Origin of the sequence: Micromonospora tarapacensis (genome assembly GCF_019697375.1) — a bacterium.
Lineage (GTDB): Bacteria > Actinomycetota > Actinomycetes > Mycobacteriales > Micromonosporaceae > Micromonospora > Micromonospora tarapacensis.
The window spans coordinates 1,261,573-1,275,154 of the sequence record NZ_JAHCDI010000004.1 but is presented as its reverse complement, the minus strand read 5'-3'; the positions used below and the strand labels follow the sequence as shown (position 1 = coordinate 1,275,154).

The window sequence follows — 13,582 nt, the reverse complement described above, 5'->3', positions numbered from 1 at the left end:
CCGCGCGTGCCTCAGGCGGCGGTGAGGCGCTGGTCGCCCAGGGACGCCGGGTCGATCTCGGCCGGGCGCAGCGCCAGGGCGAGCACGTCGGCGACGTCGGCCAGGGTGTGCACGGTCAGCGCCTCGCGTACCTCGGTCGGCAGGTCGTCCAGGTCCGGCTCGTTACGGGCTGGAATGATCACCTCGGTCAGGCCGGCCCGGTGCGCGGCGAGCAGCTTCTGCTTCACCCCGCCGATGGGCAGCACCCGGCCGGAGAGCGTCACCTCGCCGGTCATCCCGAACTCGGGGCGCACCGGCCGGCCGCTGGCCAGCGACGCCAGGGCGGTGACCATGGTGATGCCGGCGCTGGGGCCGTCCTTGGGCACCGCGCCCGCCGGGACGTGCAGGTGGATCCGCCGCCCGGCGAGGGCGTTCGGGTCCAGGCCGAGCCGGCGGCCGTTGGCGCGCAGGTAGGAGAGCGCGATGTGCGCCGACTCCTTCATCACGTCGCCGAGCTGGCCGGTGAGGGTCAGCCCCGGGTCTCCCTCCATGCTGGTCGCCTCGATGAACAGCACGTCCCCGCCGGCGCCGGTGACCGCGAGACCGGTGGCCACGCCGGGCACCGCCGTGCGCTCCGCCGACTCCGGTGTGTGCTTCGGCCGGCCGAGGTAGCGGACCAGGTCGTCCGCGCCGACCCGGACCGGCGTCGGATCGCCGGTCAGGGCGACCGCGACCTTCCGCATGATCTTCGCGAGGGCCCGCTCCAGCTGCCGTACGCCGGCCTCGCGGGTGTACTCCCCCGCGACGCGGCCCAGCGCCTCGGCGTCGACGTCCACCTCGTCGGCGGTCAGCCCGGCCCGCTCCCGCTGCCGGGGCAGCAGGTGATCACGGGCGATGGCGACCTTCTCGTCCTCGGTGTAGCCGTCCAGGGTGACCAGCTCCATCCGGTCCAGCAGCGGGCCGGGGATGGACTCCACCACGTTGGCGGTGGACAGGAACAGCACGTCGGACAGGTCGAGGTCGACCTCCAGGTAGTGGTCCCGGAAGGTGTGGTTCTGCGCCGGGTCGAGCACCTCCAGCAGGGCGGCGGCCGGATCGCCCGCGTACCCGGCGGAAACCTTGTCGACCTCGTCGAGCAGCACCACCGGGTTCATCGAACCCGCCTCGCGCAGCGCCCGGACGATGCGACCGGGCAGCGCACCGACGTAGGTACGCCGGTGGCCGCGGATCTCGGCCTCGTCCCGGACACCTCCTAGCGAGACCCGGACGAACTTCCGGCCGAGTGCCCGCGCGACCGACTCGCCGAGGCTGGTCTTGCCCACGCCGGGCGGACCGGCCAGGGCCAGCACCGCGCCGGAGCCACGCCCGCCGACCACGCCGAGGTCGCGCTCGGCCCGCCGGTTACGCACCGCGAGGTACTCCAGGATGCGGTCCTTCACGTCCGCCAGACCGGCGTGGTCGGCGTCGAGCACGGCCCGCGCCGCGGTCAGGTCGGTGATGTCCTCGGTACGCGTGCTCCACGGCATCTCCAGCACCGTGTCGAGCCAGGTGCGGATCCAGCCCGCCTCCGGGGAGGCGTCGCTGGCCCGCTCGAGCTTGCCGACCTCACGCAGCGCCGCCTCGCGAACCTTCTCCGGCAGCTCGGCGGCCTCGACCCGGGCCCGGTAGTCGGCCGAGCCGTCCGGGGCGTCCTCGCCGAGTTCCTTGCGGATCGCGGTGAGCTGCTGGCGCAGCAGGAACTCCCGCTGGGACCTCTCCAGCCCCTCGCGTACGTCGGAGTTGATCTGCTCGGTGACCTCCTGCTCGGCCAGGTGGTCCTTCACCCAGCCGACCAGCAGTTCCAGCCGGGCGGCGACGTCCGGCGCGGCCAGCAGCTCGGTCTTCTGCGCCAGACTGAGCCAGGGCGCGTATCCGGCGGCGTCGGCCAACTCGGAGAGGTCGGTCATCCGCTCCATCGCGTCGATGACCTGCCACGCGCCCCGCTGCTGGAGAACCGAGGTCATCAGGGCGCGGTACTCGCGGGCAAGCTCACGGGCCTTGCCGGCCAGGGCGGGTTCGTCGATCTCGGTCGCCTCGACCCAGAGCGCCGCGCCGGGACCGGGCACCCCGGAGCCGATGCGGGCACGGGCGAGGCCGCGGATCACCGCGGCCGGCTCCCGCTGGGCAACCGGCCGACCTTCTCGATCGTGGCGATCGCGCCGACGGAGCCGTATTCGCCGTCCAGCCGCGGCACGGCGAGCAGCTTGCGGTCGCCGGTGGCACGGGCCGCGTCCACCGCGGCCTGGGTGGTCGGGTCGAGGGTCACCGGGATGACCATGCCGGGCAGCAGCACGGCGTCGGTCAGTGGAAGTACCGGAAGAGTTGCCATCGAACACCTGCTATCGCATTGAGTTGAGCGTGCTTGACTCAAGTCGAGACGGATCCACGTTGTTCCTCCGTGTGAGCCAGGACACGGTTCGGGCGCTGCGCGCGGCGCGATGCGCGGGCGGACCCGCCGGCCGGTCGACCGCACCGCGCCCACGAGATCCGGAATCGGGATTTCGACGCCGCACGAAACGCGAGCAGGCACCGGGCGCGCTTTTGTTGCGCAATTGCGGGGCGATGAGTCAAACTTTGACCACACCCCGTCAGACACAGGGAGTAATTGACGATGGCCAAGAAAGTAATCACGGTGCTGACCGACGACCTCGACGGCGGAAAGGCCGACCGTACGGTCGAGTTCAGCCTGGATGGCGTGGCGTACACCATTGACGTCTCCGACGAGAACGCGGGGGTCCTGCGCAAGGCGCTGGATCCGTTTATCGACGCGGGTCGGCGACTTGGCCGTGGTGGCGCCGACACCGGCCGTGCCCCCCGCCGCGCCAACGGTTCGGCGCCCCAGGGAATGAACCGCGAGCAGAACCGCGCCGTCCGGGAATGGGCGATCAACAACGGCTACAAGATTTCCGAGCGGGGTCGCATCCCGGTCGAGGTGGTCGAGGCGTACAAGAACCGCTGAGCAGCGGATACGGCGTTCTGGCACGGACTGGTCACGCACGACGGCCATTGAACGTGCCGCGGGGCCGCCCGGAGAATCTCCGGACGGCCCCGCGCCTGGCGTCAGTTCAGTGGTGTCAGTTGACCTGGATCCGCACCGCGTCGAACGCCGGGGTCTGGTTGGCCCGCTCCGACATCGGGATGCGGTGCGAACCGTCACCGGCCCAGACCGCGCACTGCGCGACACCGGAATCCGGCAGACCCGGGACCTGAATGGTCACCTCGTCCGGCTGGGCACCACCGCCACCGTCCTCGGTGGCGACGAAGAAGGCCGGTACCGGCTCCGGTGCCGGCGCCTCGTCGACGCTGGGCAGCATCCGGCAGGCGGTGTGGAAGTGGCCACGGGTCAGGCCCTGCTCGTTGAGCAGCGAGCTTTCCAGGTAGTAGCCGCCCTGGCCGGCCGGAAGGAACCGGTCCCGGATCAGGTTGCGGGTGCTGACCTGGATCGAGAAGCCTTCGTTACGGTTGATCTGCTGCGGGAAATCGGTGATCAGCAGCGACGGGTTGTTGGCCGCCGCGCCGACCTCGCCGAAGGCGGTGCTGATGCAGCGGTTGCCGTTCTGGAAACCGTCGTGCGGCTGCAGCTGGCTGTCGTCGCAGTTGCTGGCCAGCACGTCGAGGCCGTTGTTGTCGTCGCCATTGTCGCCGCCGTTGTCACCACCGTTGTCGCCGCCGCCATTGTCGCCGCCGTCGTTGTTGTCGACCGGCTGGACCTGACAGGTGGCGAGACCGGCCAGACCACGCGGCCGGGGGCCGAACCGGTCGATGGCGATTCTGATCCGGTTGAGGGTCGCCCGACGCTTGCTGGCCAACGGATTGAGAATCGCGTTGCGGATGAACGCCTGCCCCCGGTCGCCGTCGGCCGCGAGCCGCTGGTCCGCCTCGGTGATCTGGGTCTGCAGCGCGTTCAGGTTGCGGTCCACCTCGGCACGGGCCCGGTCGGGCACCTGGGGCAGCCGACTGACCACGTCCGGGCAGGCCACCGCGAGGGCGCCGGCGGTCTCGTCACCGTTGCCGTCGCGGGTCTCCTGGCACTCCTCCACGGTCTGCTGCCCGTCGCCCCAGTGGTTGACCACCCAGCGGCCGTTCTGCCAGGTCCGCGTGGTGGTGGTGCCGCGGGCGGCTGGCGCGGTGGCGCCGGGGCTCGGCTCCACGCACGCGGCCGAGGCCGGCCGGGGCTGCTTGTTCGGCCGTCGGTCACCGGCCGACGAGATCTGGGTCACGGCGACGACGCCGCCGAAGACAGCGAGCGTGGCGCCGACGGCCAGAAGTCGCTTGGTCCGCGCGTTGCCGGATGGCCGGCGCGACCGGGTTGACCTGCGCATCGAATTGCTCTCCTTCTCGATCCGGTTCCTGATTCGTGACTCGACGGACCGAACGGAATCGTGATGGCACGCTCGACGGCGGACCGTCCGAACGCGCCGATGGCACGTCGATAGACGACGATGCCCTTTCCGCACCGTCTCCCGCGCCTGCCGGTGCGGGTTGGCGAGATCCTGTCCATTCGCGGTGAGGTACGGCCCAGCCACGACGGGGGTTCAAAAGCTGCGATCTTTTTTTGGACGGCTTCTTTCCGCGCCCGGCCCGCTACCGTCCGCCCTCGCCCGGCCGGGTGGCGGATCCGGAAGGTCACCGCGGTCGGCTGCCGTTCGGCCCGCGGTCACTCCTGGCAGAGATGCTCGTAGGCGAAGCCGTTCACCAGTTCGCCCCGGCGATCCCGCAGACGCCGGAAGTCGTGCAGCAGATCCTCGCGCGACATCAGCGCCGGCGCTTCGGACTCCAGCGTCCGGAGCCGGTCGCCGACGGCGAGCACGGCCAGATCCTCGGCCAGCCGGGCCGGGTCGACCCCGCAGGAGATCCGGTACGGCTGCAACGTCACCCGCTCCACCAGGAAGCCGCCGGGACGCACCTCGACCCAACTCCACCCCTCGACCGGTCCCTGCGCCCAGTGCACGTGCAGCCCCCGCAGGATCGGGTCCACCAGCCGTCGCGCCACGTACGCCTCGACCGCCTCGGCCCGGGCGAGCGCGCCGAGGTCGTTCACCGCCCCGGTGCGCCCGTCGGGCAGCCGGCCGACGATGTCCCGGAATCCGACGGCCGGCACGTCCGACCCGGCGGCGTACCCTCGGGCATCGATCAGGTACTCCGCGATCCGCGGCCCGTGCTCGGCGGTGTGCAGGGTAGCGGAGGCGATCCGCAGCAGGGACAGACCGACCGCCGCTGTCACCGCCTCCGTGATTCGCTCGGTCCGCCGGGCCGCCGCGTCGGGCGACGGCGGACGGAACTCGACGCCGAACTCCGGTCGTCCGTCGTCCACCGCGCAGATCACCTGGTCGATCACCGTGCGGCCGGCCGTGTTCCACTGGCTCCCGGTGAGGCCCGGCGGGCGGCGCCGGATCAGCTCGCCCAGGCGCAGTCCGCCGTGCACCCGTCGCCCTGACCGGTGCAGCACGGCGCGCCCGACGCCGGGCGGCACCGTGGACAGCCAGGAGGGGTCGCCACCGGTCATCGTCGTCTCCACCAATCCTGCCGCCGAACGACCGAGTCTAGGATGACGATCATGCCGGTGGGTGTACCGACCATGCGGCGAGTTGGCGGTGGGCCGCGCGGGGCCGGCCCGGGGCCGAGGAGGTGGACGGACGGGTGCGCGTGGTGTCCCTGGTGCCGTCGCTGACCGAGGCGGTTGCGGTGACCCTGCCCGGGCTGCTGGTGGGTGCGACCGACTGGTGTACCCACCCGGCGGACCTGGACCTGCCCCGGGTGGGTGGCACCAAGTATCCGGACCTGGACCGGATCCGTGCGCTGCGCCCCGACCTGGTCCTGCTCAACATCGAGGAGAACCGGCGCGAGGACGCCGCCGCGCTGGCCGCCGCGGGTGTATCGATCCGGTTGACCTACCCGCGCACCGTGGACGGTGCGCTGACCGAGCTGGCCGACCTGCTGCGCGACCTGGGCGCGTCCGCGGAGCCCGACTGGCTGGCCTCGGCCCGACGTGCCTGGGCCGCACGGCCGGAGACACCGGTCACCAGACGCGCGGTGGTGCCGGTCTGGCGCCGCCCCTGGGTGGTGCTCGGCGCCGACACGTTCGCCGGCGACGTGCTGCGCCGACTCGGCGTGTCCAACCTGTACGCCGAGCAGCCGCAGCGGTATCCGCGACCGACCCTCGAACAACTGCGCGCGACGGTGCCGGAACTGGTCGTGCTGCCGGACGAGCCGTACCGGTTCGCCCGTGACGACGGGCCGGAGGCCTTCCCTGGGATGCCGTGCGCCCTGGTGTCCGGACGGCACCTGACCTGGTACGGCCCCTCGCTGGCCGCGGCACCCGCGGTGCTGGCCGCCCAACTCGCCAACCCGGTCGTCGCCGGCTGACGAGCAGCGCCCGGCGGCCCGGAATCCGCTGAGGCGGCTACCGGCGGGTGTTGAGCTCCCCGGCCAGTTCGACGGCGCGCTCGTAGCTGTCGACGTCGATCACCATCCAGCCGGCGATGAGGTCCTTGGTCTCGGCGAACGGACCATCGGTGACCGGCGGGCGCCCCTGGCCGTCGTACCGGACGAACGTCCCCTCCGGGGCAAGCGCCTGACCGTCGACGAACTCGCCGGTCCCCTCCAGCCGGACCGCGAAGTCGTGCATGTACCGCACGTGCGCCGAGATCTCCGCCGGCGTCCACTGGTCCATGGGCACGTCGTTGACCGGGGCCGGAGCGCCGCGGTAGTGCTTGAGCAGCAGCTACTTGGCCATCCTGGTTCTCCTCGGCGCTGGTGCGACCCATTGTGGTCGTGTTCGGGGCGGGGACGGAGCCGGCCACCGGTTCTCGACATCGATTCGTCGCCGGATCGGCTCACCGTGGCCGTGCGGATGCCGGAGCGGATGCGCCGTCTCGTCGGTCGGGACCGCGGGCGGGCGTGTAGACACCGGCGCGGGCGGCCACCGCTGCCGCCTCGGCAGCACGGTCCGCCGCCGCCGCGTCGACGGGATCTCCGCTGACGAGCAGGCGGTAGTAGAGCGGTGCCGAGACGGCGCGGATGACCTCGGTGGCATCCGTGCCGGCTGGCAGCTCCGCCCGCTGCACGGCCCGCTCCACGCAGGGCGCCCACTCGGCGATGCGGACGGCATAGAAGCGGTGCAGCGCCTCGGCGGCACGGGCGTCGCAGGTCGCGGCGACGATGACCGCCCGGAACAGTGCGCCCTGGCGTGGGTCGGCCAGGGTGCGCTGCACGAGGCGGGCGTTGGCGCGCAGGTCCTCGATCAGCGACCCGGTGTCGGCGCGCGGTGACGACTGCTCCGCCATGTCCGCGAGCAGATCGGCGACGAGGCCGGTCACCGTACCCCAGCGGCGGTAGACCGTCGTCTTGCCGACCTCGGCGCGACGCGCCACGTCGGCAAGGTCGAGACGGTCGAATCCGTGCTCGACGAGCGCCTCACCGGCAGCTCGGAGCACGGCGGCCCGGACCCGGGCGGTCCGTCCTCCGGGCCGGATCGCACCGACGGCCATAACGGGTCTCCAGTTTCCTTAAGCGCCGACGGCTGCTATCGTACCAACGTCTTAAAGGAACCATGGTACCGTTAGTGGAGGCGTTATCTCATGGAGTACCGACGACTCGGGGCATCCGGGCTCACCGTGCCCGCCCTCAGCTTCGGCGCCGGCACCTTCGGCGGTTCCGGACCCCTCTTCGGCGCCTGGGGCAACACGGATGCGCGCGAGGCACGACGCCTCGTGGACGTCTGTCTGGACGCCGGAGTGACAATGTTCGACACCGCCGACGTGTACTCCGACGGCGCCTCCGAGGAGGTGCTGGGGCAGGCGATCAAGGGCCGACGCGCCGCCGTGCTCGTCTCGACCAAGAGCGGCCTGCCGACCGGTGACGGGCCGAACGACGCGGGAACGTCCCGGGCCCGGCTCATCCGATCGGTCGACGCGGCGCTGCGCCGACTCGGCACCGACTACATCGACCTGTTCCAGCTGCACGCCTTCGATGCCGGAACGCCCGTCGAAGAGGTCGTGTCGACGCTGGACGACCTGGTGCGGGACGGCAAGATCCGCTACCTCGGCGCATCCAACTTCGCCGGCTGGCAGCTCATGAAGTCTCTCGCTGCCGCCGAGCGGGACCACCGCCGCCGCTACGTCGCCCATCAGGTCTACTACTCCCTGGTCGGCCGGGACTACGAGTGGGAGCTGCTTCCCCTGGGCCTCGACCAGGGCGTCGGAGCCATGGTCTGGAGCCCGCTCGGCTGGGGAAGGCTCACCGGCAAGATCCGCCGCGATACGCCGCCACCGCCCGCGAGCCGGCTGCACGCGACCGCCGCCTACGGCCCGCCGGTCGACGACGAGCTGCTGTTCCGCGTCGTGGACGTCCTCGAAGAACTGTCCCGCGAGACCGGCCGGGCGGTGCCGCAGATCGCGGTGAACTGGCTGCTACGACGACCCACCGTAGCCACCGTCATCATCGGCGCCCGCAACGAGGAGCAACTGCGGCAGAACATCGGCGCTGTCGGCTGGTCGCTCACGCCCGAACAGATAACCCGGCTCGACGCTGCCAGCACCCGGACGGCACCGTACCCGTACTTCCCCTATCAGCGGCAAGAAGGCTTCGCCAGGCTCAACCCTTCACCGGTCGCGCCTGCCGCCTGACAACGGCCGGTGCGCCCTCGGTGCTCGGGGGACACCACGTCAGCGCGTGGCCGCGGTCGAGGTGACGGTCGTGCTGCCGGCGTCGCCGTCGCGCAGGTAGGTCACCGGGACACGCTCGCCGGGCTCGACCGACCGCAGTGCGCCGAGGAACGCCTCCAGCGTGTCGGTGCGCTCACCGGCCACCTGCTGCGTCACGATGTCCCCCGGACGCAGGTCGGCCGCGGCCGACGGACCGTCCGGGTCCACGTCCCGGACCAGTACCCCGCGATCGGTGCCGGCGTTCAGCGACTGGGCGATCTGCGGGGTCAGCCGGGCCACCGCCACCCCGAGGTACGGCTGGGTGACCCGGCCGTCGTCGAGCAGGTCGTCGGCGATGTCCAAGGCGGTGGCGGCGGGAATCGCGAACCCGATGGACACCGCGCCGGTCTGCGGCGGCAGGTAGGCGTCGTTGATGCCGATCACCCGGCCGCCATGGTCGGCGAGCGCGCCGCCCGAGTTGCCGGGCGAGATGGCCGCGTCGGTCTGGATCAGATCGACCAGGGCGTTGCCCTGGCTCGCCGATCCGGGGATCTCCCGGCCGACGCCGGAGACGATGCCCGCGGTGACACTGTTGAGGAAGCCCAGCGGGCTGCCGAGGGCGACCACCGGCTCGCCAGGCGGGGGCAGTTCGGTGCGGAACGGGGCGGGCGGCAGGTCGGCACGCTCGGCGCGGAGCACGGCGAGGTCGGTGACGGCGTCGGTGGCGATCAGCATCGCTGCACTGCCCAGCAGTGCCACCCAGCGCGATCGGCGCGTCACGGTCATCTCCTCCCCCGGTGCGGCGGCACCGCGGTCCTGCGGCGCTGGCTAGCCCGCTACCCCGACCCGGCGGCGGAAAACCTCGGACCGTGGCCAACGGCCGAACCGTCACCGGATCCCGGTCCCGGCACGGCCGACCCAGCCCGCCCGCGGCTGGCCCGCCGTGTCGGGACCGGCGGCAGGTCAGGGCCGCAGCCACCAGGGGCTGGTGTAGGCCACCCCGAAGTCGTTGCACGGATGGCCGGCCGGGCCGGGACTGCCGTTGGGCAGGGACGGGTCGGAGATCCGGAGCACCACCCAGTCGCCGTCGGCGACGTCGAGCGGCACGGTGAAGTCGGTGACCTGGCCGTTGACCGTGTCGATGACGTCGACGACGGTCGGCGCCGAGGTGCCGGGACGGAGGACCTGGACCCGCAGGGGCTTGCCGTCCCAGGCCGGGCCGCGGTCCAGATCCAGCAGGAACCGTACGTCGCCCGAGGTCACGTCCAGCACCCCACCCATGCGGACGCCATTGGCCGTGGCGTCCACCCGCAGCCCCGAGACGCGGGTGGCGAAGGAGCGGCGGGCGGCCATCGCCTCGAACACCGCGGCGCGGGTGTTCTCGGTGACCCACAGCCCACTGCGGCCCTTACCCTCGTGGAAGCCCCAGGTCGTGCCGTGCTCGTCGGTGACGCCGGTCAGACCCGGCCGCCAGCCGGCGTTCAGGCAGGCCACCAGCGGCGACGTCAGGCCCGACGACCAGCCCTCGAAGAGGTAGTCGTCGGTGCGGTTGAACATCTCCAGTCCGACGAACTGATCCCGGGCCGAGGCGTTGAAGGAGAAGTTGTTGAACCGGCCCACCTCCCGGCCGGGGTGGTTGAAGCTGGCCAGACTTCCGGGCCGGCCGGTCAGCCACCTGTACAGGCTGCCGGGGCTGCCGGCCCGCAGCAGGTCGGCGAAGTCGGAGCTGTTCCAGACGTTGATGTGCCCCTGTAGCGGATGTGACCACTCGAACCCGCGGATCGCGGTGAACCGACCCGGGTCGTTGGCCGCGTTCGCCAGGTCACCGGTGGTCCGCCACTCCGACGAACTGAGCCCTTCGATGGAGAAGATCGTGGCATGATCAGTCAGCGCGGCGACGTCCAGACCGGCCTCGCGCATCGACGCGAACGCCGCCGCGGCGCTGCCGTCGCCGTCCGACATGACCGTGTGGTTGTGCATGTCGGCATGGACCAGCATCGTGCCCTGGGTGATCATGGACGTCCGGCCGGCGCCGGCCGCCGCGGTCGGGGCGTCGGCCATCGCCGTGCTGGCCGCCCGGGCCGAGGTCGGCAGCGCGGCCAGCATCAGCGCGCCGCCGGCGCCGGCCAGGAGCGCCCGCCGGCCGAAGCCCGCAGTGAGGTGCACCTGGCCGTACGGCACCTGGTCGTCGGATCCGTGGTCGTGATGGCAGTGGTGGGGATGATGTCCGCTCATGACAATATATGAATGTTTGTCGTTCTGGCCGAGACGTCACACCGAGGCGTCGGTCAGGCGAACAGTGCGGTACGCCTGATGCCGCAAGGGCGTTGCCATGGAACCCACCACACCCGAGCAGTCCGAAGAAGCTCCCGCGGTCATCCGGCCGGGACGGGCTACCCGGCCACGACGTCCCGGCGATCGGGTTGCAGGGAACCGAGTTGCCCGCGCCGCAGTCCGCGGCGCCCTTGTCACACGTCTCCCACCTGATGCCCGCCCAAGCCGATCCGCCGGGCGGCACGATTTCCGCGTCGTGCCACTCGGGATAGCCCCACGCATTGCCCGGAATCCTCCACTATCCGAGCGATGACGGCGCCGATCGGATCATCCGGGACATGTCAGGATGAAGGCCTCGCCCACGCTGTCGAAGTCCCAAGCCGTGAGCGGCGCTGTCGTGAAGACGACTACGTGTTCGCCGTCAGTTACTTGATGATGGCTAGTCGTAACTGTTCAGGTCGCTTGAGTTCGGTGTGAGCCTCCGGGTTCGGGACGTGACGTCCACTACGGGATGGTCTTGGTGTGGTGCCTGTCCGGGCCGGTGAGCGTCCTTCCTACGACGAACTTGCCGCTGTCGTTGTCGGGCCGACTCCAGCATGCCGCCGTCGTCGGATGGGCTGGCCAAGCCGCCGCCGACGTCGATGCGTGGACGTAGTGGCCGACGGAAATTATATAACTCTCCTACTGATTGAAAATTGACGAAGCTCGAATAGCCCTCTCACGCGCTGCGATTCTTCGCTAGTGCAGCCAACACCGGAATCGCTTCGATCTTCTCCTGGCTCAAACTGTCCCAGTACAGCCGTTGCGGGCGACGCGACGGCCCACACTGGACAACCTCGTCCGGCGTCACGATCAGATCGACGCTGAAATCGTGCTTGGTCTCGGGCAGCTCGTCGTCTACCACCTGCAACGAATGCACGGTGGTCACGATCGTCGTGCTCGGCCCGATCAGCCCAGCCTCCTGCAACAGCGCTACCTCGATGTCCGAGTAGCCCGCGCCCTTGCCCAGACGCACCCCGTGCCGGTTGACGGCCACGCTGCCGCACACGATGAGGTCTACGGGACGCATCTCGTCCACGCCGATCTTCCGCGCGACTGTTGCGGCGACCTTGCTCGACGCGGCCTCGCTCGGCGGTACGGTCAGCGTCACCGGGTCGAGCAGGTAGAACGGCAGGGCTTCGGCCAGTTTGGGCACGGCCATATAGACGAGCTTGCCCTCAGTAAGTGCCCGCGCCCGGACGGGGAGCTGCGCCTTGTCCGGTACGGCCTTCACGACTCGGGCCGACCGCCAGACAGGCAGCTCGGCCAGGCGGTCAGCGGCGGCCTCAGCCCCGAAGAACGCCGGGATGCGGCCGTGGACACCCAGCGATACAGCACGCTCCTGCTCCAGGAGCGCCCACACTCGTTCCCTGATCGTCTGCTTGGCCTGGTCAGTGTCCACGCTGGTCAACTTCGCTCCCTATGCCGCTGCCATCAGGGTGAGCAGGCGGTCGTACACGTCCTGGACAACCGGGACCTCTCGCCAGGGCCGTAGTTCCCGGCCAGCCCCGAAGACGATGTTGAGCCCGCCGCCACCCCAAGTCATCTCTACCACGTCTATGGCACTGTGCAGCGTGGCGGCGGCTTCGTCGAGCTTCTGCTGACGGATGCGGGCCAGCGCCAAGTTGCCGAGCACAATGGCCTGCGACTTTGACCGGTCACGCATGGCCTGTGCGGTGCTGTCAAGGATCGGCTCGGCCCGCTTGGCGTCTTGCAAGAACAAGTAGCAGGAACCCGCCAGCCGTCCATGCTGCGTCGGCGAAAACAGGTCAGCCGCCCCGTCCGCGGCCCCGATCCGCTCGAAGCAGCCCTCAGCCTCGCCGAGCGACTGTTCGCACTCCTGCCGCTGCCCGAGCATGGCCCGCGCTTCGGCGGCATGGAGCACGGCCAGACCCGTCAGAACATCGCTGCTGCCCTTGACGGTCTCCGCCGTCTGCATCGCCAACGTCAGCCCGGCGTCCGGGTTCTTCTCGCCATAGAGCGCCACGAAGCTGGTCCGCAGCAGCGCCAGCCCCTCCGCAGTCGGATCACGCAGCTGCCGGGCAGCGTCAACCGCCTGGTCGAGGTAGGCGCGGGCCGTGGTGTGGTCGCGGCGCTGCGAGGCGTCCCAGACGAGCTGACCCATGAGCGTGGCCGCCTCAGCTTCGACTGCGAACAGTTCCCGGCGGACACGACTGGTGGTCGCGTGCGCCCGTAGGAAGGACACCTGACCAAGACACTGCCCAGCGTCGGCCAGCAGCGAGGTTGATGGTGCCATGTCGTACCGGGTGTCGAGGTCGTGCACGCGCTCCCGTAGCCGCGCGACCGCTACCAGGTCCGCGCTGCGCGGATGTTCCAAGGCGTAACTCAGCCGCTCATCCGCCAGCGCTTCGGGCTCACCGGCCTCAGCCAGCAGCTCGTCAAGTTGCTCGATCGCGACCTGGAGGACGCGCGCCAGCTTGGGCCGCAGCCACGGCAAGGGCTCTGTCTCGCCGGACTCCCAGCGGGCCACGGTGGAACGGTCAATGCCGAGCCGTTCGGCAAGCCCTTCCTGGCTGAAGCCGACCGCCTTGCGGCGCTGCGCGAAGCGCTGCCGCCGTGACGCCATGTGCCCGCCCTTCTCGTCC

The 13,582-nt window shown here is 70.9% G+C and carries 10 protein-coding genes and 2 pseudogenes; 3 read left to right on the top strand and 9 right to left on the bottom strand.

The window, feature by feature from the left end; translation table 11 throughout:
• Window positions 1–11: 11 nt before the first annotated feature.
• Window positions 12–2,347, bottom strand: a pseudogene (gene lon, locus KIF24_RS11710) (endopeptidase La).
• 282 nt (window positions 2,348–2,629) lie between these two features.
• Here lon and KIF24_RS11705 point away from each other — a divergent pair.
• Window positions 2,630–2,977, top strand: coding sequence for a histone-like nucleoid-structuring protein Lsr2 (locus tag KIF24_RS11705; protein WP_221087309.1), 348 nt, complete (start codon window positions 2,630–2,632; stop codon window positions 2,975–2,977).
• Between the two features lie 115 nt (window positions 2,978–3,092).
• On the opposite strand, the gene KIF24_RS11700 is transcribed toward KIF24_RS11705, so the two are convergent.
• Both KIF24_RS11700 and KIF24_RS11695 read right to left on the bottom strand, forming a co-directional pair.
• Window positions 3,093–4,340 carry a hypothetical protein gene (locus tag KIF24_RS11700; protein WP_221084065.1) on the bottom strand — a complete coding sequence of 416 codons (1,248 nt, stop codon included), beginning with the start codon at window positions 4,338–4,340 and terminating at the stop codon, window positions 3,093–3,095.
• Window positions 4,341–4,675: 335 nt separating this feature from the next.
• Window positions 4,676–5,524 (bottom strand): hypothetical protein, encoded by an 849-nt coding sequence (locus tag KIF24_RS11695; RefSeq protein ID WP_221084064.1) that lies wholly within the window; start codon window positions 5,522–5,524, stop codon window positions 4,676–4,678.
• A gap of 134 nt (window positions 5,525–5,658) precedes the next feature.
• Here KIF24_RS11695 and KIF24_RS11690 point away from each other — a divergent pair, with 134 nt between their 5' ends.
• Window positions 5,659–6,384 carry a helical backbone metal receptor gene (locus tag KIF24_RS11690; RefSeq protein WP_221084063.1) on the top strand — a complete coding sequence of 242 codons (726 nt, stop codon included), beginning with the start codon at window positions 5,659–5,661 and terminating at the stop codon, window positions 6,382–6,384.
• Between the two features lie 49 nt (window positions 6,385–6,433).
• Here KIF24_RS11690 and KIF24_RS11685 read toward each other — a convergent pair.
• Both KIF24_RS11685 and KIF24_RS11680 read right to left on the bottom strand, forming a co-directional pair.
• Window positions 6,434–6,691: pseudogene (locus KIF24_RS11685) on the bottom strand (YciI family protein); the annotation flags it as partial.
• A 163-nt stretch (window positions 6,692–6,854) separates the two neighbouring features.
• Window positions 6,855–7,508 (bottom strand): TetR/AcrR family transcriptional regulator, encoded by a 654-nt coding sequence (locus KIF24_RS11680; protein ID WP_230415498.1) that lies wholly within the window; start codon window positions 7,506–7,508, stop codon window positions 6,855–6,857.
• Window positions 7,509–7,598: 90 nt separating this feature from the next.
• On the opposite strand from KIF24_RS11680, the gene KIF24_RS11675 reads away from it, so the two are divergent.
• Window positions 7,599–8,645 (top strand): aldo/keto reductase, encoded by a 1,047-nt coding sequence (locus tag KIF24_RS11675; RefSeq protein ID WP_221084062.1) that lies wholly within the window; start codon window positions 7,599–7,601, stop codon window positions 8,643–8,645.
• Window positions 8,646–8,684: 39 nt separating this feature from the next.
• Here KIF24_RS11675 and KIF24_RS11670 read toward each other — a convergent pair whose 3' ends face one another.
• The 4 genes from KIF24_RS11670 to KIF24_RS11655 all read right to left on the bottom strand — a co-directional run bounded on the left by KIF24_RS11670 (window position 8,685) and on the right by KIF24_RS11655 (window position 13,563).
• A complete protein-coding gene (locus tag KIF24_RS11670) occupies window positions 8,685–9,443 on the bottom strand; it encodes a S1C family serine protease (RefSeq protein WP_331461090.1) in 759 nt (252 codons plus the stop codon).
• Window positions 9,444–9,626: 183 nt separating this feature from the next.
• A complete protein-coding gene (locus KIF24_RS11665) occupies window positions 9,627–10,898 on the bottom strand; it encodes a CehA/McbA family metallohydrolase (RefSeq protein ID WP_230415497.1) in 1,272 nt (423 codons plus the stop codon).
• 757 nt (window positions 10,899–11,655) lie between these two features.
• Complete coding sequence (locus KIF24_RS11660; protein ID WP_221087307.1) at window positions 11,656–12,378, bottom strand: 5-formyltetrahydrofolate cyclo-ligase; 723 nt, start codon at window positions 12,376–12,378, stop codon at window positions 11,656–11,658.
• A gap of 18 nt (window positions 12,379–12,396) precedes the next feature.
• Window positions 12,397–13,563, bottom strand: a complete 1,167-nt coding sequence (locus KIF24_RS11655; protein WP_221084061.1) for a helix-turn-helix domain-containing protein — start codon at window positions 13,561–13,563, stop codon at window positions 12,397–12,399.
• Between the last annotated feature and the right edge of the window lie 19 nt (window positions 13,564–13,582).

Coding starts and splice junctions, on each gene's coding strand:
- KIF24_RS11655 (WP_221084061.1), bottom strand. CDS start 13,563: ATGGCGTCACGGCGGCAGCGCTTCGCGCAGCGCCGCAAGGCGGTCGGC.
- KIF24_RS11705 (WP_221087309.1), top strand. CDS start 2,630: ATGGCCAAGAAAGTAATCACGGTGCTGACCGACGACCTCGACGGCGGA.
- KIF24_RS11700 (WP_221084065.1), bottom strand. CDS start 4,340: ATGCGCAGGTCAACCCGGTCGCGCCGGCCATCCGGCAACGCGCGGACC.
- KIF24_RS11665 (WP_230415497.1), bottom strand. CDS start 10,898: ATGAGCGGACATCATCCCCACCACTGCCATCACGACCACGGATCCGAC.
- KIF24_RS11680 (WP_230415498.1), bottom strand. CDS start 7,508: ATGGCCGTCGGTGCGATCCGGCCCGGAGGACGGACCGCCCGGGTCCGG.
- KIF24_RS11695 (WP_221084064.1), bottom strand. CDS start 5,524: ATGACCGGTGGCGACCCCTCCTGGCTGTCCACGGTGCCGCCCGGCGTC.
- KIF24_RS11675 (WP_221084062.1), top strand. CDS start 7,599: ATGGAGTACCGACGACTCGGGGCATCCGGGCTCACCGTGCCCGCCCTC.